21 protein-coding genes are annotated in these 23,124 nt (G+C 64.1%); 19 read left to right on the forward strand and 2 right to left on the reverse strand.

What is annotated here, in order from left to right; all coding sequences use genetic code 11:
* Positions 1-7: 7 nt before the first annotated feature.
* The 5 genes from EP867_RS12160 (at position 8) to EP867_RS20265 (ending at position 3,716) form a co-directional block, all read left to right on the forward strand.
* Positions 8-547, forward strand: a complete 540-nt coding sequence (locus tag EP867_RS12160) for a GntR family transcriptional regulator (RefSeq protein ID WP_174722324.1) — start codon at positions 8-10, stop codon at positions 545-547.
* A gap of 90 nt (positions 548-637) precedes the next feature.
* Entirely contained in the window at positions 638-1,921 is a 1,284-nt protein-coding gene (locus EP867_RS12165) for a hydantoinase/carbamoylase family amidase (RefSeq protein WP_128489579.1), read from the forward strand.
* Positions 1,918-2,553, forward strand: a complete 636-nt coding sequence (locus EP867_RS12170) for a GntR family transcriptional regulator (protein ID WP_128489581.1) — start codon at positions 1,918-1,920, stop codon at positions 2,551-2,553. Before EP867_RS12165 ends, EP867_RS12170 begins: the two co-directional genes overlap by 4 nt.
* Before the next feature lie 3 nt (positions 2,554-2,556).
* Positions 2,557-3,126: an aminopeptidase P family N-terminal domain-containing protein gene (locus tag EP867_RS20260; RefSeq protein ID WP_241656896.1), complete on the forward strand. Its 570-nt coding sequence runs from the start codon at positions 2,557-2,559 to the stop codon at positions 3,124-3,126.
* Between the two features lie 11 nt (positions 3,127-3,137).
* Positions 3,138-3,716 carry a M24 family metallopeptidase gene (locus EP867_RS20265; RefSeq protein WP_241656897.1) on the forward strand — a complete coding sequence of 193 codons (579 nt, stop codon included), beginning with the start codon at positions 3,138-3,140 and terminating at the stop codon, positions 3,714-3,716.
* Between the two features lie 52 nt (positions 3,717-3,768).
* On the opposite strand, the gene EP867_RS12180 is transcribed toward EP867_RS20265, so the two are convergent.
* Complete coding sequence (locus EP867_RS12180; RefSeq protein ID WP_128489583.1) at positions 3,769-4,488, reverse strand: ribonuclease activity regulator RraA; 720 nt, start codon at positions 4,486-4,488, stop codon at positions 3,769-3,771.
* A gap of 325 nt (positions 4,489-4,813) precedes the next feature.
* Complete coding sequence (purU, locus tag EP867_RS12185; RefSeq protein ID WP_128489585.1) at positions 4,814-5,698, reverse strand: formyltetrahydrofolate deformylase; 885 nt, start codon at positions 5,696-5,698, stop codon at positions 4,814-4,816.
* A gap of 194 nt (positions 5,699-5,892) precedes the next feature.
* Between purU and EP867_RS12190 the strand changes: the two genes are divergently transcribed.
* From EP867_RS12190 to EP867_RS12255, 14 genes are all read left to right on the forward strand, one after another.
* Positions 5,893-6,558: a TetR/AcrR family transcriptional regulator gene (locus EP867_RS12190; protein WP_164888853.1), complete on the forward strand. Its 666-nt coding sequence runs from the start codon at positions 5,893-5,895 to the stop codon at positions 6,556-6,558.
* A 145-nt stretch (positions 6,559-6,703) separates the two neighbouring features.
* Positions 6,704-7,957, forward strand: coding sequence for a sarcosine oxidase subunit beta family protein (locus tag EP867_RS12195; RefSeq protein ID WP_128489589.1), 1,254 nt, complete (start codon positions 6,704-6,706; stop codon positions 7,955-7,957).
* Between the two features lie 10 nt (positions 7,958-7,967).
* Entirely contained in the window at positions 7,968-8,237 is a 270-nt protein-coding gene (locus EP867_RS12200; RefSeq protein ID WP_128489591.1) for a sarcosine oxidase subunit delta, read from the forward strand.
* Positions 8,234-11,092 carry a 2Fe-2S iron-sulfur cluster-binding protein gene (locus EP867_RS12205; protein WP_128489593.1) on the forward strand — a complete coding sequence of 953 codons (2,859 nt, stop codon included), beginning with the start codon at positions 8,234-8,236 and terminating at the stop codon, positions 11,090-11,092. The genes EP867_RS12200 and EP867_RS12205 overlap by 4 nt, the downstream gene beginning before the upstream one ends.
* The gene (locus EP867_RS12210) at positions 11,085-11,594 is read left to right on the forward strand and encodes an aminomethyltransferase family protein (RefSeq protein WP_128489596.1); all 510 of its coding nucleotides are present in this window, start codon (positions 11,085-11,087) and stop codon (positions 11,592-11,594) included. The genes EP867_RS12205 and EP867_RS12210 overlap by 8 nt, the downstream gene beginning before the upstream one ends.
* 357 nt (positions 11,595-11,951) lie before the next feature.
* Complete coding sequence (gene dctP, locus EP867_RS12215) at positions 11,952-12,944, forward strand: TRAP transporter substrate-binding protein DctP (RefSeq protein ID WP_128489598.1); 993 nt, start codon at positions 11,952-11,954, stop codon at positions 12,942-12,944.
* Between the two features lie 8 nt (positions 12,945-12,952).
* On the forward strand, positions 12,953-13,459 hold the full coding sequence (locus tag EP867_RS12220) for a TRAP transporter small permease (protein WP_128489600.1): 507 nt from the start codon (positions 12,953-12,955) through the stop codon (positions 13,457-13,459).
* 4 nt (positions 13,460-13,463) lie between these two features.
* The gene (locus EP867_RS12225; RefSeq protein ID WP_128489602.1) at positions 13,464-14,753 is read left to right on the forward strand and encodes a TRAP transporter large permease; all 1,290 of its coding nucleotides are present in this window, start codon (positions 13,464-13,466) and stop codon (positions 14,751-14,753) included.
* 389 nt (positions 14,754-15,142) lie between these two features.
* Positions 15,143-16,321, forward strand: a complete 1,179-nt coding sequence (locus EP867_RS12230) for an acetyl-CoA C-acetyltransferase (RefSeq protein ID WP_128489604.1) — start codon at positions 15,143-15,145, stop codon at positions 16,319-16,321.
* Positions 16,321-17,112 (forward strand): enoyl-CoA hydratase-related protein, encoded by a 792-nt coding sequence (locus EP867_RS12235; protein WP_128489606.1) that lies wholly within the window; start codon positions 16,321-16,323, stop codon positions 17,110-17,112. Before EP867_RS12230 ends, EP867_RS12235 begins: the two co-directional genes overlap by 1 nt.
* Positions 17,113-17,141: 29 nt before the next feature.
* Positions 17,142-17,684 carry a TRAP transporter small permease gene (locus EP867_RS12240; RefSeq protein WP_128489608.1) on the forward strand — a complete coding sequence of 181 codons (543 nt, stop codon included), beginning with the start codon at positions 17,142-17,144 and terminating at the stop codon, positions 17,682-17,684.
* On the forward strand, positions 17,681-18,988 hold the full coding sequence (locus EP867_RS12245; RefSeq protein WP_128489610.1) for a TRAP transporter large permease: 1,308 nt from the start codon (positions 17,681-17,683) through the stop codon (positions 18,986-18,988). The genes EP867_RS12240 and EP867_RS12245 overlap by 4 nt, the downstream gene beginning before the upstream one ends.
* A gap of 93 nt (positions 18,989-19,081) precedes the next feature.
* Positions 19,082-20,233 (forward strand): C4-dicarboxylate TRAP transporter substrate-binding protein, encoded by a 1,152-nt coding sequence (locus EP867_RS12250; protein ID WP_128489612.1) that lies wholly within the window; start codon positions 19,082-19,084, stop codon positions 20,231-20,233.
* 115 nt (positions 20,234-20,348) lie between these two features.
* Positions 20,349-23,036, forward strand: coding sequence for a LuxR C-terminal-related transcriptional regulator (locus tag EP867_RS12255; RefSeq protein ID WP_128489614.1), 2,688 nt, complete (start codon positions 20,349-20,351; stop codon positions 23,034-23,036).
* Positions 23,037-23,124 lie beyond the last annotated feature (88 nt).

Consider the following 23,124-nt stretch of genomic DNA (forward strand, 5'->3'; position numbering starts at 1 on the left):
TTTTGGCATGTCCCGCACCCCCGTGCGCGAGGCGATCAAGCGTCTCGAAGGCGATGGTCTGGCGGTTGCGGATGGCCGCTTCATCCGTGTCCGCAGCCTGACGCCGGAAGATATTGAGGAGATTTTCTTTCTGCGCCTTCAGCTTGAGCCCCTGACGGCGCGGGCTGCTTTGCGGTTGCCGCCCGCGCAGATTGCGGCCATGGAGGCGCGGGTGCGCCAGCTCATGGCCTCTGAGCCCTCGGGGCTGAACGATCTGCAGCGCGCAACGGACCACGATTTTCACCAGTTCCTGGCTCAGGCCTATGGCAATGCCGCCATCTCGCGCAGCATTTCTGAGCTGCAGCGGCGCACCTGTGTCTTTGACTACAGCCAGGTGCCGGACCGACTGATGCGCGGCTGTCATGAACACCTTGAAATCCTTGATCTCTTGCGGGCAGGCGATGCCGATGCGGTAGAGGCCGCGCTGCGCAGCCACCTCATCAACGCCCGCGACGCGGTTTTGCAACGGCTGCGCACCGCCCCCGATCAGACCGCAGAGGAGGGCTGAACCGATGGGGCATCACCTTTGCGAACCTGCGTTCTGCCATCGACCTTCATTCGCGGCAGCCACCCTAAAATTGGTCCGGAGGACCCGAGCATGACGACCCTTTGCACGGCGCCGGAGACCGGCCTCAACGCTGTCATCCTGCGCATGATTGAGCGCATTCTGAACCGTGTGAATGCGCTGTCGCAGGGCGGCCCGGGCTGGACACGCCCCTCTTATTCGCCGCTCGAGACCGCGGCGCATCTGATCATCGAAGAAGAGGCGCACGCTCTTGGCATGGAGGTCCGCCGCGATCACGGCGGCAATCTCATCGCGCGGATGCCGGGACGCGACCCGCAGCTGCCGCCGATCTGGTGCGGCTCGCATCTCGACACCGTGGCAGAGGGCGGGGCTTATGACGGCCAGGCAGGGGTCGCGGCAGCCCTGGCGCTGGTGGCTGCCATGCGCAGCCAGGGGATCACACCGGAGGCAGATTTCGTGGTCGTGGTGACGCGGGCGGAAGAAAGCGTCTGGTTCCCGGTGTCCTATATCGGCTCGCGCGCCGCGACCGGGCAGCTTCTCGCAGCTGATCTCCAGGCGCTGCGCGTCGATACCGGGCGCAGCCTTGCCGATCACATGCGCGACGAGGGGGGCGATCCTGAGGCGCTGATGACAGCCGTCCCCCCCGCTCCGGCGCGGTTTCTTGAGTTTCATATTGAGCAGGGCCCGGTTCTCGAGACCGCCGAAGAGCCCTTCGCCATCGTCACGGCGATCCGCGGCGGCCTGCGCTACCGCGCGGCGCGGCTGCATGGTGTCTGGGCGCATTCGGGCGGCGCCCCGCGCGAGGGGCGTGCCGATGCCGTGGTGGCTTTTGCCGATCTGGTCATGGCCATGGACCGCGTCTGGGAAGAGATCCTGGCCCGGGGCGCGGATCTGACCGTCACCTTTGGTCGCGTCAGTGCCGCGAGCCCGGCTCATGCCATGGCCAAGGTCGCGGGGGTGCTGGATTTCTGCATCGACCTGCGATCGGATGATGAGGCGGTGCTGGACGCGGCGGATGAGGCGCTGAAAGCCGCCATCGCAGAGATTGAGGCCGCACGGCCCGGCATCCGTTTTGATCTGGGGCTGCAAAGCCGCAGCCGTCCGGCGCAGCTCTCCCAAAGCATGGCGGAGTGGGTGGCGGGCGGCGCTGCGCGTCTGGGCCTCAGCCCGCGCCGGATGCTGTCAGGCGGGGGGCATGATGCGGCGGCTTTTGCGACGGCGGGATGGGAGTCGGTGATGGTTTTTATCCGCAACCGGAACGGCAGCCATTGCCCCGATGAGGGCATGAACCCCGCCGATCTCGCCCTGGCGGTTGAGGCCGTTTACACCGCGCTGTCAGGAAATGCCGGACCATGAGCCGCGAGACCCTGTCGCAGCAGGCCGCGCGGCGCATCCGCGAAGAGATCAACGAAGGCCTGATCGCGCCCAATTCCATCCTCACCGAGCGTGATCTGGCAGAGAGGCTGGGGATCTCGCGCACGCCCCTGCGTTCGGCGCTTTCGGTGCTTGAGCGTGAGCAGGTGATTGAGCGGATGGCAAATGGCGCGCTTCTGGTGCGCCGCATCGCCATTGAGCAGCTGCTTGATATCATCCAGTTGCGCCTGATCCTTGAGCGCGCAGCCGCCGTGCGGGCGGCCGAATACGGCATGACGGCAGAGCTTGAGGCGGCACGCGGGCGTCAGCTGCGCTATCTGCGTGCGGAGCCGGCGAAGTTTGAGGACTTCTGGGTCGATGACAACGACTTTCACCGCGCTGTCGCCATGGCTGCGCGGCTGCGGCTTTTGCCGGAACTTCTCGATGAGCAGCGCGCCATTGTGCGGCGCAGCACCATCATCCGCAGTCATGACAATTTCGCCGATCAGGCCCGCGAGCATATCGCGGTGATCAACGCCATCGAAGCCCGCGACGCAGATGCCGCAGGCGCTGAAATGGAAAAGCATTTCAAACACATGCGCGCCAGAACTCTCGGCTGGCTCGATAAGGACTGACTTATGACCGATCAGTTACAGGGCCGCGATGCGGTCTTTCCGGCGGCGGAATTTGAGGGCCGTATTGCAAAACTTCAAAGCGCCGTAGCCGCCCTTGGCACCGAGGCGCTGATCCTGACAGGGCCGGAAAATATCTTCTGGGCCTGCGGGCGACAGACGGCGAGTTACTTTGCCTTTCAGGCGCTGGTGGTGCGGGCGTCAGCCCCGCCGGTGCTGCTGGTGCGCCAGCTTGAGACCACAGGCGCGCGGGCCTCGACTTGGCTTGCCGATATCCGCGCCTGGCAGGATGGCGAAGATCCGGCGCGGGCGCTGGCGGCGCTGCTCTCGCATCTCGGCCTGCGTCATGTCGCGGTGGAACGCACCGCCTGGTTTGTCTCTCAGACAATGGCCGCGCAGATTGAGGCCGCGCTGGAGGGGGTGACCCTGATCGACGGCTCCGGCCTGACCGAGCGGCTGCGGGCGGTGAAATCTCCGGCCGAACTCGCCGCGATCCGCCTTGCGGCGGGCTATGCGCAGGCCGGGATTGTGGCGGCCATTGACGCCTGCGGGTCGGGGCCAGTGAGAATGATGTGACGGCGGCCATGATGGCAGCAGCCATTTCGGCCGGCTCTGAGGCAATGGCGATGGAGCCGCTGGTCTCCTCAGGGCCGCGCTCAGGCGTGCCCCATGCCACCTGGCGGCGGCGGGTTCTGCGCCCGGGGGACGGCGTTTTTCTGGAGCTTGCCGGCAGCCATGACCGCTATCACGCGGCGCTGATGCGCGCGGTCTGGATGGGACCGCCGCCCGCAGAGGCCGCGCGGATGATGGATGTGGCCGAACGCGCACTTGATGCCGCTTTGAGCGCCATGCGCCCCGGCATTGCCTGTTCGGTCCCCCATGAGGCCGCTCAGGCGGTGATCGACGCTGCGGGCTATACGGAGGCCTTCCGCAAGCGGATCGGCTATTCCATGGGGGCGGCTTTCGCGCCGGACTGGGGCGAGGGGGCGATCCTGTCGCTTTTTACCGGGGTCGGGCGTCTGATGGAGCCGGGCATGGTCTTTCATCTGCCCGCCACGCTGCGCAGCTATGGCCATTACACAGTCGGCGTCTCTGAGACGGTGATCGTCACGGAAGGCGGAATTGAGGTGCTTTCCGATCTGCCGCGGCAGATGACCATCCGCTGATCAGAAACCCGCGCCCGGGTGTGACGCACCGGGGCACGGGCCTCTTTGTACCTCAGAGGCCCTGTTCACGGCGATAAGCCGCGTAGCGTGCAAGCGTTTCGGCACTGGCCGGATAAAGCCCCGGCAGCGCGACCCCTCGCGTCACCTCTGCCAGCACCCAAGCCTCAAAGGTCTCAAGCTCCACCGCCTCAGCCGTGACCTCATCGACGAGCGCGGCGGGGATCACCACCGCACCATCGCCGTCGGCCACGATCATATCGCCCGGAAAGACCGCGACACCGCCGCAGCCCACCGGCTCCTGCCAGCCGACAAAGCTGAGGCTCGCCACCGCCGGAGAGGCGGCAAGGCCGTTGCACCAGACCGGCAGCCCCGTTTCGCGCACCCCCGCGCCATCGCGGACCACGCCATCGGTGATCAGAGCGGTGACGCCGCGTTGCTTCATCCGGGCGCAAAGGATATCGCCGAGGATGCCGGCATCGGTGATACCCATGGCATCGGTCACGACGATGACGCCGGAGGGCATGGCCTCAATCGCCGCGCGGGTGGAGGTCGGGGACGACCAGGCCGCGGGATTTGCCAGATCCTCACGCGCGGGCACAAAGCGCAGCGTAAAGGCGCGTCCGGCCACCCGCGGCTGACCGGGCGAGAGGGCAGATGCCCCGCGCATCCAGACGGTCCTGAGGCCCTTTTTTAAAAGCACCGTGGTCAGCGAGGCGGTGGTCACCCCCCGCAGCGCCTGCAGCAGCCCGGCTTCCTTGTCAGTCTCGTGCATTCCCTCTCCCTCAGATGCCGGCGATACGGGTCGGCCGTCCGATGATCTTAGACGCCCCCTCAGAGGCGGGAAAGGCCATCGGATCGCCATAATCCCGGGGCTGACCCTGGCAGTCTGTCGGGATGGCTGCCACAGGGCAGCTCTCCCGCAGGGGCTTTTGCGCGTCGGAAAAAACGGGAAGGCGCGGGGCTGCTGATTAAGCAGGCGGTGTGGGGCAGGGCGATCACTTTAGCGGCTCTGACCATGCCGCGCGCGGTCACGGGCCAGGGGCAGGCCCCGCCTCAGCAGGACCTGCAAAATCTCTGTCAGGTCTGGTGGTTCGCCCTCAGCCCATACGCTCGGAGGCATAAGAACCGGGGCTTGCGGGGAAGACCACGGTTTTGCTGCCATTGAGGAAGACGCGATGATGGATATGGGCGTGGATCGCCCGCGCCAGGACCTGAGCCTCGACGTCGCGGCCCAGAGAGACGTAATCTTCCGGGCTCTGGGCATGGGTGACGCGGATCACATCCTGCTCAATGATCGGACCCTCATCGAGATCGGCGGTCACATAATGCGAGGTGGCGCCAATCAGTTTCACACCCTTCTCAAAGGCCTGTTTATAGGGGTTGGCCCCCTTGAAGCTCGGCAGGAAGGAGTGGTGAATGTTGATGATGCGCCCCGACATGGCCTGGCACATCTCATCCGAGAGCACCTGCATATAGCGGGCCAGAACCACCAGCTCCGCCTTATGCTCGCGCAAAATACGCATCTGCTCGGCTTCGGCCTCAGGTTTGTTCTCTTTGGTCACGCGGATGCAATAGAAGGGGATGTCATGGTTCACGACAACCTTCTGATAATCCATGTGATTGGAGATCACCGCCACGATATTCACCGGCAGTGCGCCGATGCGCCAGCGATAGAGCAGATCATTCAGGCAGTGGCCAAAGCGCGACACCATGATGACCACATTCATCCGACGGCTTTCGTCGTGGAATTCGGCCTGCATGTTGTAATCAGTGGCAAGCGGCGCAAAACCCTCGCGCAGGGTGGCGATATCGGTGCCTTCTTCAGTGACGAAGCTCACGCGCATGAAGAAGCGGCCGGTGATCGGGTCATCATATTGCGCGCTGTCGGTGATGTTGCAGCCTTCACGGGCAAGATAGCCCGAGATCGCCGCGACGATACCGCGGGCCGCCGGACAGGCGACGGTGAGGCAATGTTTGGACATGCGGGGTCTCCGTAATGTGCAGCGGCGCAGGTGGCGCGATGGTTTTCCGTACACATGTGAACAGTGACTTTGTCAATCCGTTGTGTTGCCTTCTTGGGCACCACAGCCCGCTTTGCGGCTTTTTGGACGCGGCTCCATTGTGGTCAGCGCCGCCCCGCGCCATGATAGCGGTGCCTCACAGACAGACGGAAGCCATGGCCGCCACTCACGCCCCCCGCACCGCAGCCCTGCCCGCAGAAGAGGAGCGCGACAGCCGCCTGAGCCGGGCCGACTGGCTGGCGCATGCCCTGCAGACGCTCGTCCGTGAGGGGATTGATCAGGTGAAGATCCAGAGCATGGCCCGGGGTCTCGGCGTTGCCCGCTCAAGCTTTTACTGGCACTTTGACAGCCGCGAGGCGCTTTTGGATGCCATGATGGAGGAGTGGCTGCAAAAGAACACCGGCCCCATCATTGAAAGGGCGATGCGCCCGGCGGCGGATGTGAATTTTGCGCTGATCTCGGTCTCGGAATGCTGGCTTCATCCCGAGCTTTTTGACCCGGCGCTGGATGTGGCGGTGCGTCTTTGGGCGCGACGCTCTGATGCGGTGCGCGCCACGGTGCTCCAGGCCGATACCATGCGGATTGAGGCGCTGAAGACGATGTTTCTGCGCTACGGCTATGAACAGACCGATGCGCTGATCCGCGCGCGGACGATCTACTTTACTCAGATCGGTCAGTTCACCCTGGAAGACATTGATCCGCCGCCCCTGCGTGAAATTCATGCCGTTGATTACATAAGAATCTTCACCGGAGTGCCGCTGACGGAGGCGCATCTCCAGGCGTTGAGGACGGCCTTTCGCAGGCGCGAGAGTAAGATGTGACCGGGGCGCCGATCGAAGAATCTGGACATAGGTGTACGCATCTGTCAAAGGTGCAGCGTCCGGGTGCCGCGCATCCTGGCGACCTCTGGTCGTCCTGGTGAAGGCGTGACCTCCGGCCCTGTCCTTATTCAGAAGCCGGCCTGTCATGACGCGAACATATTCCGCCCTCACCCTGCTCAAAGAGGGCCTGAACGGCCAGAAAGGCTGGGAGCCTGCCTGGAGATCGCCTGAACCCAAAAACCGCTATGATCTTCTGATTATCGGTGGCGGCGGTCATGGTCTGGCAACGGCTTATTACCTGGCCAAAACCCATGGCATCACCAATATCGCGGTGATCGAAAAGGGCTGGATCGGCGGTGGCAACACCGGGCGCAACACGACTGTTGTGCGGTCAAACTACTTCTTCCCCGAAAGCGTGCGCCTTTATGATATGGCGCTGAAGCTTTATGAGGGGCTGTCGAAAGAGCTGAATTATAACATCATGCTCTCGCAGCGCGGCATGATCTCGCTCGCTCATACGCCCGCCGAGATGGAGATGTCGGCGCGGATCGTGAATGCGATGCAGATCAACGGCACCGATGCCGAACTCTTTGGCCCAGAAGACGTCAAACGGGTGCTGCCGATCTATAACTTCAGCGAACGCGCCCGCTATCCGGCGCTCGGGGGCGTCTGGCAGGGCCGTTCGGGCACCGCGCGCCATGATGCCGTCGCCTGGGGCTATGCCCGCGGCGCTTCGGCCATGGGGGTTGATATCATCCAGCAGTGCGAAGTCCTCGATTTCATCATCGAGGGCGGACGCTGCCGCGGCGTGAAAACCACCAAAGGTGAGATCCGCGCCGAGCGCACCGGCATGGCCGTGGCAGGCCATTCCTCGCAGATGGCGGCAAAAGCGGGCTTCCGCCTCCCGGTCACCTCTTATGCGCTTCAGGCCTGCGTCTCTGAGCCGGTAAAGCCGGTTCTGGACACCATTGTCCTGTCGCCGGGCGCCGGCACCTATGCCAGCCAGTCCGACAAGGGCGAGATGGTGGTGGGCGGCGGCCTCGACCGCGTGCCCTCCTATGGCCAGCGCGGCAACCTTCCGGTTCTGGAAACCGTGCTGTCGGGCCTTGTTGAGATGTTCCCCTCGTTCCGTCAGCTGAAGCTGATGCGGCAATGGGCAGGCATCGTGGATGTGGTCCCTGACAGCTCGCCCATCATCGGCGAAAGCCCACTTCCGGGGCTGTTCCTTAACTGCGGCTGGGGCACCGGCGGCTTCAAGGCGATCCCGGCGGGCGGCACGCTGCTGGCGCATCTGCTGGCCACCGGGCAGCACCATGACATCTCGCGTCCCTTTGATCTGGACCGCTTCACCACCGGCCGCCTCATCGATGAGGCTGCGGGCTCCGGCATCGCGCACTGAGGGCTGATCCATGCAAATCTTTTCCTGTCCCTTCTGCGGTGAGCGTCCCGAAGTTGAGTTCCACTTCGGCGGCGATCTGGGCAACCTGCGCCCCGAGGGGTTCCAGTCGGTCAGCGCTGAGACCTGGTCGCAATACCTCTATTTCCGTAACAATCCCAAGGGTGTGGCCCGTGAATTCTGGCTGCATCTGCCCTGTGGCGAGCTTTTCGCCCTGGAGCGTGACACCGTGACCATGCAGGCCGCCCCCGGCCGGGCCCTGAGCCATGAGGCTGACAAATGAGTGCGAAACGCCTCTCCCAGGGCGGTGAGATCGACCGCCGCAAAAAGATCCGCTTCACCTTCGACGGCCGCGTTGTTGAAGGCTTTGAGGGCGACACTTTCGCCTCGGCTCTGCTGGCCGCGGGTCACAAAGTGGTGGCGCGCAGCTTCAAATACCGCCGTCCGCGCGGAATTTTCGCCGCCGGTGTCGAAGAGCCCAACGCCTATGCCGATCTGCGCCAGGAGGGTGCGGATGCCCCGCGCATTAACCTGCGTCTGACGACGGAGGCGGCCGTCAACGGCGTCGCGCTGAAATCGGCCTCGACCAGCCCCACGGCTCTGCATGATGCGACAGGGTTCATTGACCTCTTCTCGCGCTTCATTCCTTCGGGCTTTTATTACAAGACCTTCATCTGGCCGAACTGGCATCTTTTTGAGCCGAAGATCCGCGAGATGGCGGGTCTGGGCAAAGTGGATGTGAAAGCAACCGGCCCTGAGGGCGCGCAGATCAACCATCACTGTGATGCGGTGGTTGTGGGCGCGGGGCCGGTGGGTCTGGCCTCGGCGCTGATGCTGGCGCGGGCGGGCAAATCGGTCGTGCTTTGCGACGATCAGAGCCGGATGGGCGGCAGCCTTTTGTCGCGCGAGGCCACCATCGCGGGTCTGCCGGGCGCGGTCTGGCTGCAGGACACGCTCGCTGAACTGCGCAGGCTCGGTGTGACGCTGCTGCCGCGCACCACGGCCTTCGGGCTTTACGACCACAACCTCATTGCACTGAACCAGCGCGCTGAGGGCGACCGCCCCGAGCAGCTCTGGCGGGTGCGCGCGGACCGCATCGTGCTGGCCACCGGCGCGATTGACCGCCCGCTGCCCTTTGATCGCAATGACATCCCCGGCGTTATGTCGGCCCATGGCGCGCTGACCTATCTGAAGCGCTATGGCGTGCTGGTGGGCGAGCGCATCGTTCTCGCCACCAACAACGCTGCCGGGGCAGAGGCCGCGCTGGCGCTGGCGGGAGCTGGCGCAGAGGTGACCCTGGTCGATTACCGCAGCACCGGCGAAAAGCTGGATGCGCCGCGCCTGCGCCATCTGCAGGGGCTGCGCGTGACCGCGGCGAAGGGCCGCAAAGAGGTCACGGCAGCAAAGCTCTCTAACGGCGAAACGCTGCCCTGTGACGTGCTGCTGGTTTCGGGCGGGCTGACACCGACGATCCACCTTTACGCCCAGGCCAAAGGCAAACTGCGCTTTGATGAGCAGGCGCTTGCGCTGGTGCCCGTCACCGATCTTCCCGGCGTCACGGTGCTTGGCGGGGCCAATGGCCGCTTTGCGCTCGATGAGGCGCTGGCCGATCTGCCCGCAGCCCTTGGTCTTGAAGGCAGCGCCCCCGAAGCCAAAGGCACGCCCTGGGACATCACCCCCGCCTGGCCGGAGCCGTCGATGCCGGGCCGGGTCTGGATTGACTATCAGCACGATGTGACGACCAAAGACGTGGCCCTTGCCGCGCGGGAAAACTTTGTCTCGGTCGAGCACCTCAAGCGCTATACCACCCTTGGCATGGCGACCGATCAGGGCAAAACCTCAAACCTCAACGGCCTGTCGCTGATGGGGCAACTGACCGGGCGTTCGATCCCCGAGGTGGGCACCACCACCTACCGCCCGCCCTTCACCCCGGTGCCCTATGTCAGCTTAGCCGGGAACCGCGGTGGCGAGCGGATGAACCCGCTGCGCCGCCTGGCCTGTGAGGCCGAACACCGCGCGCTGGAGGCCAGTTTCGGGGACTACGGCGGCTGGCTGCGCCCGGCCTTCTATGGCCGCGATGAGGGCGCGATCCTGAGCGAGGCCCGTATGGCCCGTGACAGCGTGGGTCTTTTTGACGCCTCCCCCCTGGGGAAGATCGAGGTGATGGGGCCGGATGCGGCGGAGTTCCTTGATTTCATCTATTACAACACCGTCTCCACGGTGAAACCGGGCGGCTGCCGCTATGGCTTCATCCTGTCGGAAAGCGGCATTGTCTATGATGACGGTGTGCTGGTGCGCCTCGATGACACGCGCTTTATCGTCTCCTGTTCGTCGAGCCACGTCGCAGGCGTGCATGGCATGCTGGAGGAATGGCGTCAGGATCGCTTCCCCGAAAAGCAGATCTTCATCCATAACGCGACGGCGGAAACCGCGACCCTGACCGTCACCGGCCCGAAAGCCCGTGACGTGATCCGCGCCGCCGGGATTGAAGCCGACCTCTCGGATGAAGGCTTCCGCCATATGACCACCCTTTGGGGGCGGTTCGGGGGGCAGGAGCTGCGGCTGACCCGCGTCAGCTTCACCGGGGACCGCTCTTACGAGCTCTCGATCCGCCAGGATCTGGCACCGGCGCTCTGGCAGGCGCTGCATGGCGCGGCCAAAGCGGCAGGCGGCGGCGCTGTGGGGGTTGAGGCGATCATGATCCTGCGGGCCGAGAAAGGCTTTATCGTCATCGGCAAGGACAGCGACGGGATGTCGCGCCCGATGGATCTGGGCCTGGCCGGACCCCTGAAGAACAAGAAGGTCGAATTCGTCGGCCGCCGTTCGCTGCTTCAGGATGAGGCGCAGCGCGATGACCGCAACCAGCTGGTCGGTCTGGTGCCGAGCGATGGTCTGGGCCTGCTGCCGGTGGGCGCGCATGGGCTCGACCTCTCAGGCGCGGCCCCGCGTTCGATCGGCTATGTCACCTCAAGCTATGAAAGCGTCTCGCTGCCCCATCCGGTCGCCCTTGGCCTGATTGAGCGCGGCGCAGCCCGCCACGGCGAAGAGATCACCCTGCAGCATCTTGGCCAGCGCCGCCGCGCCCGTATCGCGCCGCCCTGTGCCTTCGACCCCAAAGGAGACCGCCTCAATGCTTGATCGCGGCACATTCTGGGCCCCTGCGGCCGAAGCCTGCGCAGGTTTCAGCACCCCCAACCTGACCGTGCGTCTGCTGCCGGTGATCGCGCAGCAGATGGTCAGCGGGGATCTGGACGCAGCCCTTGCGCGCCACGGCCTGGCCCAAGCGGGTGGTCTGCTGGCGGAAGTGCCCGAAGGCATCCACGCGCTGCGCCTTGCGCGCAATCGTGCGCTGATCGTGGGCGTCGCGGGTGAGGCGCAATCGGCCGGCTTTTCCGATGGTGTGGCCGTCACCCCGATGAGCGGAGCGCTGGCGGTGCTGGAACTCTCCGGCCCGAAAACCTTTGAGGCGCTTCAGCGCGCCTCAGCCATCGATTTTCGCAAGCCTTCGCCCTGCGCGGCGCTGAACTTTGCCGGGGTCACCTGCGTTCTGGCACAGCAGGAGGGCCGTCTGCGTCTGCATCTCGACCGCGGGCTGGTGGCCTATATGTGCGACTGGCTGAAGACCTGCGGCGCGGCCTGACATCTGCGACATAAGCACCTGAAAAGGGTCGGCATTCTGCCGGCCCTTTTTCTTTGCGACATGGCCCGCCGTTGCGCAGAAAATTACCCTCTGCATGGCTGAGGTTTCCGAATATGACCAAGGCGCAGGCCTCTGCGCAGGTTTCTGTTTGTAGTTCTCAATACATGCCTGTACAGATGTCTTCTGTCAGGATGTGACAGAACCGTGACAGAACCCGGCGCTCGTTCGAGGATCTGCCCGTTCCTGCCACAGGATCTGGGCGATCGCCGTTCCGTCGAGCCGCTCAGCCTAAACATAAGTGAACGGAAAAGCCGGAGCTGGCCCCGGCACCCTATGGCCCGTGATGGAGAGCTGAGCATGACCGTCAAACTTCTGAGCCTGGCCCTTGCGGGCTGTCTGAGCCTGGCCTCGCCGGCGCTGTCGGAAACCGTTCTGAAAATCGCCACCGATTCCGGCGCCAAAGGCTCAGCCCCCGGCGATGCCATTGAGGCCTGGGCAAAGAAGATCGAAGACGGCACCCAGGGTGAAGTCAAATTCGAGATCTTCTACCAGAACGAACTCGGCGGTCAGCAGGAGGTTTTTGACCTTCTGATGGCAGGCGACGTTGATCTGATGCTCAACTGGCCGATGACCTCTTATGACCAGCGTATCTCGCTGCTTTACACCCCCTATCTCTTCACCAACTGGGAAGACGGTCTGAAAGCCTATGCGCCCGACGGCTGGATGAGCGAGGCCATGGGCAAAATCTATGAAGATCAGGGTCTGGTCTTTATGGGCGCCTGGCCCGAGGGCTTCAACGGCATCGGCACCAAGGGTGGTCATGCAACCTCGGTCGAAGAGGCTGCGAAGTTCAAAGTCCGCGTCCCGCCGGTCTTCCCCTTCACCGAAATCGTTCAGGCGCTTGGCTATCAGACCGCGGCCATCGACTGGGGCGAGCTTTATTCCGCGATCCAGACCGGGATCGTGGCCGGTGACGGCGCCAATATCATCTTCTACGATCTGACCTATTTCCCGGATCTGCTGACCGACTGGACCTACACCCGCGCCCAGCTGATCACCGGTGTCCTGACCGCCAATGCTGAAAGCCTTGAAAAGCTCTCGCCGGAGCATCAGGAAGTTGTCCGCGCTGCCGCCCGCGAAGTGATGGAAGACCGGTTCGCCGCCGCAGAAGCCGCGAACATTGCCGATGCGGAGAAGTGGAAAGCGCTCGGCCATGCGTTCATCGAGCCTACTGAGGAGCAGATGAAGGCCATGGTCGCCACCGTGCGCGAGAAAGTCTGGCCGCAGATGGAGCCGCTGCTGGGCGAAGAGCTGATGACGCTCGTGCGTGAAAACGCATCGAAAATCTGAGCCGGATCATGCTCGGCTTTTTGAAACTCTGCGACAGGGGGCTTGACGGCCTCCTGCGCGTCCTGGTGATCGTGACCTCTGCGGTGATTACACTTGCACTGGTTGCGCTTGTTATCCTGCGGTATTTCTTTGATCTTTCGCTCGCTGGTATGCATGAGACGAGCCTCTTTGCCGCCATGTGGCTTTACATGGGCGGCGCGGTTCTTGCGACCCGGCGGCGCGAGCATCTGGTGGTGGATTTCCTTGCCGGCTCATTGCAGTCGCCGCGTGCAAAGGCGCTGCATGATCTGCTGATCTCGGTGCTGACCCTGGTGGTGGTGGTGTTCTTTGCCCAATGGGTCTGGGGCATGTTCGCCTGGGGGATGAAGCGCCCGCAGACCATCCCGGTTCTCAATGTGCCCCTGTGGTGGGCTCAGGCGCCTCTGGCTTTGATGGTGGTCTCGGCCGCGCTTTACGGCCTGCGCGATCTGGCGCGGGCGGTCTGTGCGCTGAAATGCGCCGGTCTGAAAGGATAAAGCCGTGGAATCGCTTTTCGTTCTGCTTTTGCTTCTGGCGCTTCTGGGGCTGGGTCTGCCCGTGGCCTGGTCTTTCGCCGGTGTCGTCGCGGCTCTGGCCTGGGTCTATGATGCCAATCTCAACACCCTGATGCTTCAGGGATTTCGCTCGCTGAACTCGGTGATCCTGCTGGCGCTGCCGCTGTTTATTCTGGCGGGCTACCTGATGGAATCGGGTGGCATCGCCGGGCGTCTGATCGCCTTTATTGAGATGCTGATCGGCCGGCGGCGCGGCGGTATGGGCACTGCGATGGTCGGAGCCTCGGGCCTTTTCGGCGCGATTGCGGGCACGGCCTCGGCGGCGGTTGCGGCAATCGGCACGCTGATGATCGACCCGATGGAGAAGCGCGGCTATCCGCGCGGCTATTCGGCGGCGCTGCTGGGAATTTCCTCGCTGATCGGCATTCTGATCCCGCCCTCGATCACCATGATCCTCTTTGCCGTGGCGACGCAGCAGTCGGTGGCGGCCTGTTTTGCGGCCTCGATCGTTCCGGGTCTGCTGCTGATGGGCGGGCTGATGGTCTTCAACCGCTTTCAGGTCGGCCGCAGTTTTCATGAGACCCCCGCGCCCGCGGCTCTGCCGATGCGCGAAAAGATGGCGATCACCGCGCGGACCCTTCCGGCCCTGCTGGTGCCGCTGATCATCATCGGCGGGATCTATGGGGGTGTCTTTACCCCCACAGAGGCTGCAGCCTTTGCCGTGCTTGCAGCGGTTCTGATCGGCATGTTCATCTACCGCGATATGACCGTGAAGAAGATGTGCAACAGCGCGGTGCAGGCGGCGGAGACGACCGGCTCAATCGTGCTGATCCTGCTCTTTTCCTTCATCATCGGCCGGATCATGGTCTCGCAGCGCATCCCGCAGGAGCTGACCGAGCTGGTTATGGCCGCGGTTGAGGATCCGATCCTCGTCATCCTGCTGGTGGTGAGCTTTCTGATTGTGGTCGGTGCGATCATTGATGACGTCTCGATCACCGTGGTCATCGCCCCGCTGCTGCTGCCGCTGATGGTCTCGGTGGATGTTCATCCGGTGCATTTCGCGTCCATCGTGGCGACCTCTGTGGTGATCGGTGCCAACAGCCCGCCGATGGCACCGCTGCTCTATATGGCATGCCGGATCGGCAAAGCGCCGGTGGGACAGGCCGTGATGCCGGCACTGAAGCTGATCCTCTGGGTGGCAATGCCGCTGATGCTGGTCACGACTTTTGTCCCGGCACTGTCGCTGGCGCTGCCACGCTGGCTGGGCCTGATGTAAGAAAGAAAGCCGGCGGAGACGCCGGCTTTTTTATGTCTGCCCATCGGATTACGGGGCGAAGTTAAAGCAGCGCCTGAAGATCGGTCAGGCGTTGCCTCTGATGACACGGCGCTGTGGAACCTGATCCTCCCGGCGGGAACCACGCTGCCCGTCCTCCTCCACATCACGTCACTCCCGAAGCAGCCATGGCTGCAGGGGGTGAGCCGCCCGGTCAATACCGGCTGCGGGCCATCCGCCTCAACCCGCGCTCTCACGAATATCCCGCTCGTCTTCTCGTCGAATGCGACGATGCCGCGCGGTTCCGGCCGGACTAGCCTTGTCATCAGGAGCGGGCGGCTCCGGCCCGGTGCAGACGGGGGCGGTCTGCCTGAGAGGACGGGAGGGACAGCATGGCAGAGGCATATATCGTCAGCGCAATACGTACGGCGGGCGGGCGAAAGGGGGGGCGGCTTTCGAACTGGCACCCCGCTGATCTGGCCGCAGAGGTGATTGATGCGCTGGTCGCCCGCAGCGGGGCGGCGCCTGACAGCATTGACGATGTGGTGCTGGGCTGTGTGGGTCAGGTGGGCGAGCAGGCCTTTAACATTGCGCGCAATGCGGTGCTGGCCTCGTCGCTGCCCGAAAGCGTGCCGGGAACCTCTGTCGACCGGCAATGCGGCTCCTCGCAGCAGGCGATCCATTTTGCGGCTCAGGCGGTGATGTCGGGCACCATGGACTGCGTGATCGCGGCCGGGGTCGAATCCATGAGCCGCGTCCCCATGGGCATGGCCGACTGGCTGCCGCGTAAAAACGGCTACGGCAGCTACATCAGCCCCAATATCCGCCGCCGCTATCCGGGGATCATCTTCAACCAGTTTGAAGGCGCTGAGATGATCGCGCGCAAATACGGCTTCTCGCGGGAGATGCTCGACGCCTATGCGCTTCGCAGCCACCAGCGCGCGGCAGAGGCCGAGGACAAGGGCCATTTCACCGATGAAATCCTGCCCGTCGCGCTGCGCAATGAGGCGTTTGAGCCGACCGGAGAGATGCATCTGCACGACGAAGGCATCCGCCGCACCGCGAGTGCCGAGGGTCTGGCGGGGCTTGCGCCACTGGTTGAGGGCGGCGTTCTGACCGCCGGAAACGCCAGCCAGATGTGTGACGGTGCCGCCGGGGTGATGGTGGTCAATGAGGCCGGGCTGAAGCGCCTCGGCGTCGCCCCCCTGGCGCGGATTGTGCATATGTCGGTGACCGGTGCCGATCCGGTGGTCATGCTTGAAGCGCCGATCCCGGCCACGAAACGCGCCCTCGGCCTTGCGGGTCTGTCGATTGATGACATTGATCTTTTTGAGGTGAATGAGGCCTTTGCGCCGATCCCGCTGGCCTTTCAGGCCGCAACCGGCGCGGATCCGGCGCGGGTGAATGTGCGCGGCGGTGCCATTGCGCTTGGCCACCCCCTTGGCGGCAGCGGCGCCAAACTGATGACCACGCTGATCCACGCGCTTGGCAAACGCAAAGCCCGCTACGGCCTGCAGACCATGTGCGAGGGCGGCGGTCTGGCCAATGTCACCATCATTGAGCGGCTCTGATGACCCGGCTTATCCTTGAAAAGGAAGGCGCGCTGGCCCGGCTGACCATGGAAGGCCCGGCGCGCAATGCGCTGACGCTGGATCTGCAGCGCAACCTGCGCGCGGCCCTGTCCGATCTGACGGCGGCGGGCGAAACGCGGCTTTTGATCCTGCGCGGGGCAGGCGGCGCATTCTGCTCCGGCGCTTCGCTGGGCGATCTGCAGGGGGCCGGGACTGAGAGCCTTGGCACCACGGTCTCGCGGCAGATGGAAGAAATCTCGAACCGCGTGATCGAGGATCTGCAGTCAGTGCCCTTCACCACAATCTCGGTGGTTGAGGGGGCGGCGGCCGGAGCGGGGGCGAGCCTTGCGCTGGCCACCGATCTGACGCTCGCGGCAGAGAGTGCCTTTTTTCTCTTTCCCTTTGCACCCAACCTCGGGCTGATGCCCGATCTGGGCGCCACCCATGTGCTGAGCGAAAGGCTCGGTCAGGCGCGGGCTATGGGGGTATCTCTGCTCGGCGGGCGCCTCAGCGGCCGGCAGGCGGCGGACTGGGGACTGATCTGGCAGGCGCTGCCCGATGCGGATCTGGAAAACGGGCTTGAGACGGTAGTGCAGAGCCTTCTGGCCGCGCCCGCGGGCATGGCCCCCGCTCTGCGCCGTCTTTTCGCCGCGGCCAGGGGCAATGATCTTTGCTCGCAGATGGCTCTGGAGGCTGAGGTTCAGCGCCATCACCTCGACAGCGCCGCCTTTGAGGAGGGGCGTCGCGCTTTTCTCGAAAAACGGCCGGCCCGCTTTCACGGCCCGGCGTGACCGACGACCCGCGTCAGGGAGGAACAGGGATGAGTGAACCCCAAACCGTCAGGGTCAGCGCCTTCGGGCTTGTCCTTGAACGTGCGACCCACTGGCTGGCGATGGCCGGAACGGTCTGCGTGCTGTTGATGATGCTGCACATCACGCTGGAAGTCGTGCTGCGCTATACCCTTGGGATCGTTCTGCCGGGCACGCTGATTTACGTGGCCAATTACTACATGCTGTTCGTGCTGTTCCTGCCCTTTGCGCTGCTGGAACTGAAAAACCGCCATCTGGCGGTGGATGTTGTGGTGCAGCATCTGCCTGAGGGGGTGCAGCGCTTTCTCAAGCTGATGGCCAGGGTTGTGACGACGCTCATCATGGGCGCGATGACCTGGGCGGCCTGGGGCCAGGCCATGGGTAAATTCCGGCTGGGTGAGACCATCGATCAGGGCAACAGCTCTGTCATCGTCTGGCCCGGGTATTTCGCCATCGTGGCGGGCTGCGCACTGATGACGCTGGTTGCCGCGGCCCGGGCGCTCGAGCTGATCGTGAACCGCGATCTGGGTCTTGGTGAGGAGAGCAGCGAATGAGTGACGTCTCCATCGGCCTCAGCCTTCTGGGCCTGCTGATCTGCCTTCTGATGCTGCGCATGCCCATCGGGATCACGCTGATCTCGGTCTCTTTCTCGGGGCTCTGGATCCTGAAGGGGCCGAAAGTAGCCTGGGGGGCGCTGGCGATGATCCCCTATCAGTTCTCAGCCAGCTGGGTGCTTTCATCGATCCCGATGTTTCTGCTGCTGGGATATATCTGCTTTTACATGGGGCTGACCCAGGGGCTGTTTCGGGCCGCAAGGCTATGGCTGTCCTGGCTGCCGGGCGGCTTGGGCATCTCGGCGATTGCAGGGGCTGCGGGTTTTGCCGCCGTCTCAGGCTCCTCGATCGCCTGCTCGGCCACCATCGGACGGATTGCCGTGCCGGAGATGCTGAAGGCGCGCTATGAGCCGGGTTTTGCCGGGGCGCTGGTCGCAGCGGCAGGCACCATCGGCGCGCTGATCCCGCCCTCGATCATCCTGATCCTTTACGGGATCATCGCGCAACAATCGATTGCCAAGCTGTTTCTGGGGGGCCTCGCGGCAGGTCTGGTCACGATTTTTGCCTATGTCACGCTGATCTTTCTGCGCGCAAAATTCCAGCCCGGCGTCGCGCCACGCATCGATGTGCAGGTGACCCGCGCCGAAAAGCTCGCGGCTTTGTGGGAGACCTGGCCGCTGATCCTGACCGTGATCACGATTTTCGGCGGCATCTTCTTCGGGGTTTTCACCCCGACCGAGGCCGGCGCTGCGGGGGCTTTCATCGCGCTGATCATCGCCATCGCCAAGGGTGAATTTACCTGGAAGCGGTTGCAGACGGCCGCCTTTGAGACGCTGCTTTCGACCTCGATGCTGTTGATCATCGGCATCGGCGCTTCGCTTCTGACGCGGTTTCTGACCATCTCGGGGGCGGCGAAATATCTCTCAGGCCTGGTGATTTCAGCCGGGGTCGATCCGACGCTGCTGATGATCGGCATGGTGCTAATCTATCTGCTGCTGGGCATGTTCCTTGAGCCGCTGGGCTGCATGCTGCTGACGCTGCCGATCCTTTTGCCGATCCTGCACGCCCAGGGCTTCGATATGATCCTCTTCGGGATCATCCTGTGCAAACTGCTGGAGATCGGCATGCTGACGCCGCCGGTGGGGATGAACGTCTTTGTCGTGAAATCGGTGGTCGGAAATTCGATCCGGACCGGCCAGATTTTCCGCGGCGTGATGTGGTTCATCATCCTCGATCTCTGCCTCGTGGCGCTGTTCTGGACGGTGCCTGAGATCATCACGACCCTGCCTGCGATGATCCGCTGACAAACCGCAGCCCCCCGTGCAGGGGGCTGCACAACCAGACGGCCCCCGGGGATTAGGGAGCGGAGGGCCGGATATTTCAAACGGGAGGATAACATGAAGAAGAATAAAACGTTCGCCGCAGCTCTCACCCTGGCGTTAAGCCTTGGCGCAGGCGCGGCCCAGGCCGACCGCACGCTGAGCTATGCCCATGGCTTCCCGCCGGGCTCGGACACCGACAAGGCAACCGCAAGCCTCTCGGCCAGAATTGATGAGCTGACCGGCGGCAAGATCAAAATCGAAGCCTATCCGATGTCGCTTCTGAACTTCCTGGAGACCCCGGACGGCATCCGCGACGGCATGGCCGATATGGGCTGGTCGGTTCCGGCCTATGCGCCCGCGCTCTTCCCGCGCACCAATATGCTGGCGGAACTGAATATGCAGACGCTCTTTGCCGGGCGCACCTCAAACCTGAACATGGCCTATGCGGGGGCCATGGGTGAATATATCATGCTGCACTGTGCCGACTGCCGTGCGGAATATACCAAACACAATCAGGTCTATACCGGCTTCACCGCCTCGACCAACTATGGCCTGCAATGCGTGAAGCCCGTGACCACGCTTGAGGACATCAAGGGCAAGCGTCTGCGCGTGGCGGGGGCGCAATGGGCCCGCTGGGCGACCGCGCTCGGGGCGACCTCCGTGTCGCTGCCGCTCAATGAAATCTTTGAGGGGCTGAGCCAGGGCGTGATCGACTGCGTGGTCACCGCGATCCCGGAGCTGACCAATATGGGTCTGGTCGATGTCATCAAAGCGATTGAGCCGTCGATCCCGGGCGGCACCTTCGCCTCGAATGCCATGGCCAACGTCAACCTCGACGTCTGGAAGGGTCTGAGCGCCGAAGAGCGTGAGGCCATGTTCAAAGCCGTCAACGCCTATGCCGCCGATGTCACCTGGCGCTATGAAGCCTCGGACCGTGCCGCCGTTGAGACCGCAAAGGCCGCCGGGATTGAGATCACCAGGGCCGATGAAGGGCTGATGGAGTTCTCGCGCGAGTTTGCCACCAAAGAGGCCAAAGAGGTGATCGGCAAAGCCTATGCTGAGAAATTCGGCATCGAAAACGCCCAGCAGATGATCGATGACTTCCTGCCGATCCTTGAGAAATGGATGGGTCTGACCGCCAATATCAATTCGGCGGAAGAAATCGAGAAACTCTATTGGTCGGAAGTCTATGAAAAGCTCGACCGTGCCTCTTACGGTCTGAACTGACAGGATTTTTTCTCCGGATTTGCCGCGCGGGCGCTTGCCCGCGCGGTGACTTTTTCATTTACTGCTGCCAGGGGCGCAGGTGCCGGAGAGGACGGCTGCGACAGGGGAGAGCGACATGAGTGCAGTTACGGGCACGCAGCCGAAGGGGGCCGCGGCGCTGAGCCTGCGGTTGCGACCGCCGGGCGAGAGTGCCAGTCAGCTGGAGCGCCGTCAGCTTCTGCCCGATCCGGCGGAGCTTGCACCAATCCGTCTGGTTCTCTTTCGCGCCCCTTCCGGCTATGGCAAGACCGTCTCCATGGGGCAGATGCGCCGCCATCTGATGAAGGCGGGCTATTCCACGGCCTGGATCACCCTCAACGGCCCCGATCTGCAGTCCGAAACGCTGCATCCGCTGCTGGATCTGGCGGTCAGCCAGCTTGAAGCCGCGGAAGGCGGTCCGGCTTTGACCCCGCCTGACCCGCAGCCTTCGCCGCTCGAGCGGCTGGTCACTTTGCAAAACCCCTTCGCGCTCTTCATCGATGAGGCAGAGACGATCCAGGACGACACCGCCCCGGATCTGCTGCGCGAAGTGCTGGCCGAGCTTCCGGACAATGGGGTCCTGGTGATCGGCACCCGGCGCATTCCGCAAAACCTTGGCCTCGCCCGTCTGCGTCTGCGCGGGCAGCTGCTGGAGTTTCGCCCCACGGAGCTGCGCTTTACCCCCGAAGAGACCAGCGCCTTTCTGATCGGGATCGAAAAGCTGACCCTTGATCAGGAGGCGCTGGCGCGGTTGCAGCGCCGCACCGAGGGCTGGCCCGCGGCGCTCAGGATGGCGTCATCGGCCATGCGCCGCCAGGGCGCGATCCCGGCCTTTCTCGATCAGTTTGACGGCACCGATCAGGCGGTGGGGGATTATCTGACCGAGCAGTTTCTGCGCGAACTCCCGCGTCCGCTCTGGCAGTTTTTGCTGCGCACCTCGGTGCTGCAGGATCTCTCGGTGCCGCTGTGTCAGGCGGTCTGTCCCGAAACCGATGCCCGGGCGGCGCTGGAGGGGCTGGCCTCCTCCAATGCGCTGATCACGCGGCTGGACGGGGCGGGAGAGCTTTACCGCTGTCACAATCTGCTGCTCAGCCATCTGCGTGCGCGCCTTTCGCATTATCTGCCCGAAGGGGAGGAAGCGGAACTCCACCGCCGCGCAGCTGCCTGGTTTGAGGGAGAGGGGCGGCTGGTCCCGGCCATCGACCACCGCCTGAAAGCGGGGGATTATCCCCGCGCCATCGCCCATCTGCGCGGAGAGGGGGTGCGGCTCTTGCAGACCGGGCAGCTGCGCCGCCTGTCGCGCTGGCTGAGCCTTCTGCCCGCCGATCTTCTGGCGGCTGCACCTGATCTGTTGCTGATGCAGGCCTGGACCACCTGCCTGACCATCGGGCCGGGGGCTGCGCGGCAGATCCTTGCGCATCCCGCGCTGCAAAGTCTGAGTGATCCGTCCCATCTGGCCGAAGCGGCCTGCCTGCGCCCGATGATCCGCGCCATGGAGGATGATTTCCCTGGCGCGGAAACCGAAGGCCATGAGGCCATGGCGCTGATGGCCTCGGCCTCGCCCTATGCGCGGGCGACAACACGGATTTTGCTGGCCAATATCCGCGCCACCCTTGATCGCGCGCGGCTGGCAGAGCCTGCACCTTTGGACGACGATCAGCCTTTCAGCGTGATCTACGGTGAATCCGTTCAGGCCATGTCGGATCTGCAGGACAACCGCTTTCTGCTGGCCAAGGCGCGGCTGCGCATCGCGGCGACCACTCATTCGGACACGGCGGCGGACGGGCTGAACGGCAATGTCTGGGCGGGCATCCCCTATGCGCTGACGCTTTATGAGAGCGGCAATCTGACGGGAACCTCGCAGATCCTGCGGCTGCAGCTGCCGCTGGCGCTGCAGGCGGGCTTCATCGATCACGCCATTCTGGCCGCCTGCCATCTGTCGCGGATTTCCTTTCACTTTGGTGAGGTGGATGAGGCTTTCGCCGAACTCGTGCGGCTGGAGCGCTATGGCTCCGTGCGCAATCTGCCGCGCGTGGTCGCGGGGGCCGGGCTGGAACGCGCACGGCTTTTTCAGGCGCAGGGCAATCTTCGCGCCGCGCGCGAACAGCTCCGCCGTCTGGAAGATGCGGCCCTGTGGGAACGCATCGCCAGCCAGAGGCTGCTGGCCAATGACCTCGACACTCTGGCGCTGGCAAAAATCCGGCTGCATCTGCAGGAGGAAGATCCGGCATCGGCGCTGCGGCTGATCGGGCCGGAACTGACCGGGGCGCTTGGCCACCGCCGTCACCGCCGCGCCATGCTGCTGCGCCTGCTGGAGGCGGCGGCGCGCTATCAGGCCGGCGCACGCCCCGAGGCCTTCCGGCTGCTGCAACCCGTTCTTTCCGCCGCCGCGCGGGAGGAATATCACCGCCTGCTTCTGGATGAGGGCCGCCCCGTTGCCCGGCTTCTGGAGGGATTCGCCGCCCAGGGCTGGCAGACCGGCGCACTTTCGCGCGATGCGCGCTTCGGTGCCTGGTTTGGCACATTGCGCGCCGCACTGGCCCCCTCTGAGGAGAGCGGATCCGAGGAAGAATTCCCCGCCCGTCCGCTGGATGCGCTGACCGCCAAGGAGCTGCAGGTGCTGCATCTGCTGGCAGAGGGCTATTCCAATGCCGCAATGTCGGAAAAGCTTTTCGTGTCCGACAGCACGGTGCGCACCCATCTGCGCAACATCAATTCCAAGCTCGGCACCGCCAGCCGGACCCGGGCCGTGGCGGTCGCGCGGCAGATGAAACTGATCCCCTGAGCGTATTTCGTCCGAACCGACGAGGGCAGGGGGGCCCTGGATCTGGCAGGGTGACAATCGGGGCCGGGGGGAGCCGGCGACCCTGAGG

The organism is Falsigemmobacter intermedius (assembly GCF_004054105.1).
Classification (GTDB): Bacteria; Pseudomonadota; Alphaproteobacteria; order Rhodobacterales; family Rhodobacteraceae; genus Wagnerdoeblera; species Wagnerdoeblera intermedia.

What these genes read in the sequence shown, in the direction of transcription:
- EP867_RS12180 (WP_128489583.1), bottom strand. Translation starts at nt 4,488, where the DNA reads ATGCACGAGACTGACAAGGAAGCCGGGCTGCTGCAGGCGCTGCGGGGG.
- EP867_RS12165 (WP_128489579.1), top strand. Translation starts at nt 638, where the DNA reads ATGACGACCCTTTGCACGGCGCCGGAGACCGGCCTCAACGCTGTCATC.
- EP867_RS12190 (WP_164888853.1), top strand. Translation starts at nt 5,893, where the DNA reads ATGGCCGCCACTCACGCCCCCCGCACCGCAGCCCTGCCCGCAGAAGAG.
- dctP (WP_128489598.1), top strand. Translation starts at nt 11,952, where the DNA reads ATGACCGTCAAACTTCTGAGCCTGGCCCTTGCGGGCTGTCTGAGCCTG.
- EP867_RS12220 (WP_128489600.1), top strand. Translation starts at nt 12,953, where the DNA reads ATGCTCGGCTTTTTGAAACTCTGCGACAGGGGGCTTGACGGCCTCCTG.
- EP867_RS12160 (WP_174722324.1), top strand. Translation starts at nt 8, where the DNA reads ATGTCCCGCACCCCCGTGCGCGAGGCGATCAAGCGTCTCGAAGGCGAT.
- purU (WP_128489585.1), bottom strand. Translation starts at nt 5,698, where the DNA reads ATGTCCAAACATTGCCTCACCGTCGCCTGTCCGGCGGCCCGCGGTATC.
- EP867_RS12230 (WP_128489604.1), top strand. Translation starts at nt 15,143, where the DNA reads ATGGCAGAGGCATATATCGTCAGCGCAATACGTACGGCGGGCGGGCGA.
- EP867_RS12245 (WP_128489610.1), top strand. Translation starts at nt 17,681, where the DNA reads ATGAGTGACGTCTCCATCGGCCTCAGCCTTCTGGGCCTGCTGATCTGC.
- EP867_RS12255 (WP_128489614.1), top strand. Translation starts at nt 20,349, where the DNA reads ATGAGTGCAGTTACGGGCACGCAGCCGAAGGGGGCCGCGGCGCTGAGC.
- EP867_RS20265 (WP_241656897.1), top strand. Translation starts at nt 3,138, where the DNA reads ATGGCAGCAGCCATTTCGGCCGGCTCTGAGGCAATGGCGATGGAGCCG.
- EP867_RS12210 (WP_128489596.1), top strand. Translation starts at nt 11,085, where the DNA reads ATGCTTGATCGCGGCACATTCTGGGCCCCTGCGGCCGAAGCCTGCGCA.
- EP867_RS12250 (WP_128489612.1), top strand. Translation starts at nt 19,082, where the DNA reads ATGAAGAAGAATAAAACGTTCGCCGCAGCTCTCACCCTGGCGTTAAGC.
- EP867_RS12200 (WP_128489591.1), top strand. Translation starts at nt 7,968, where the DNA reads ATGCAAATCTTTTCCTGTCCCTTCTGCGGTGAGCGTCCCGAAGTTGAG.
- EP867_RS12170 (WP_128489581.1), top strand. Translation starts at nt 1,918, where the DNA reads ATGAGCCGCGAGACCCTGTCGCAGCAGGCCGCGCGGCGCATCCGCGAA.
- EP867_RS20260 (WP_241656896.1), top strand. Translation starts at nt 2,557, where the DNA reads ATGACCGATCAGTTACAGGGCCGCGATGCGGTCTTTCCGGCGGCGGAA.
- EP867_RS12205 (WP_128489593.1), top strand. Translation starts at nt 8,234, where the DNA reads ATGAGTGCGAAACGCCTCTCCCAGGGCGGTGAGATCGACCGCCGCAAA.
- EP867_RS12235 (WP_128489606.1), top strand. Translation starts at nt 16,321, where the DNA reads ATGACCCGGCTTATCCTTGAAAAGGAAGGCGCGCTGGCCCGGCTGACC.
- EP867_RS12240 (WP_128489608.1), top strand. Translation starts at nt 17,142, where the DNA reads ATGAGTGAACCCCAAACCGTCAGGGTCAGCGCCTTCGGGCTTGTCCTT.
- EP867_RS12195 (WP_128489589.1), top strand. Translation starts at nt 6,704, where the DNA reads ATGACGCGAACATATTCCGCCCTCACCCTGCTCAAAGAGGGCCTGAAC.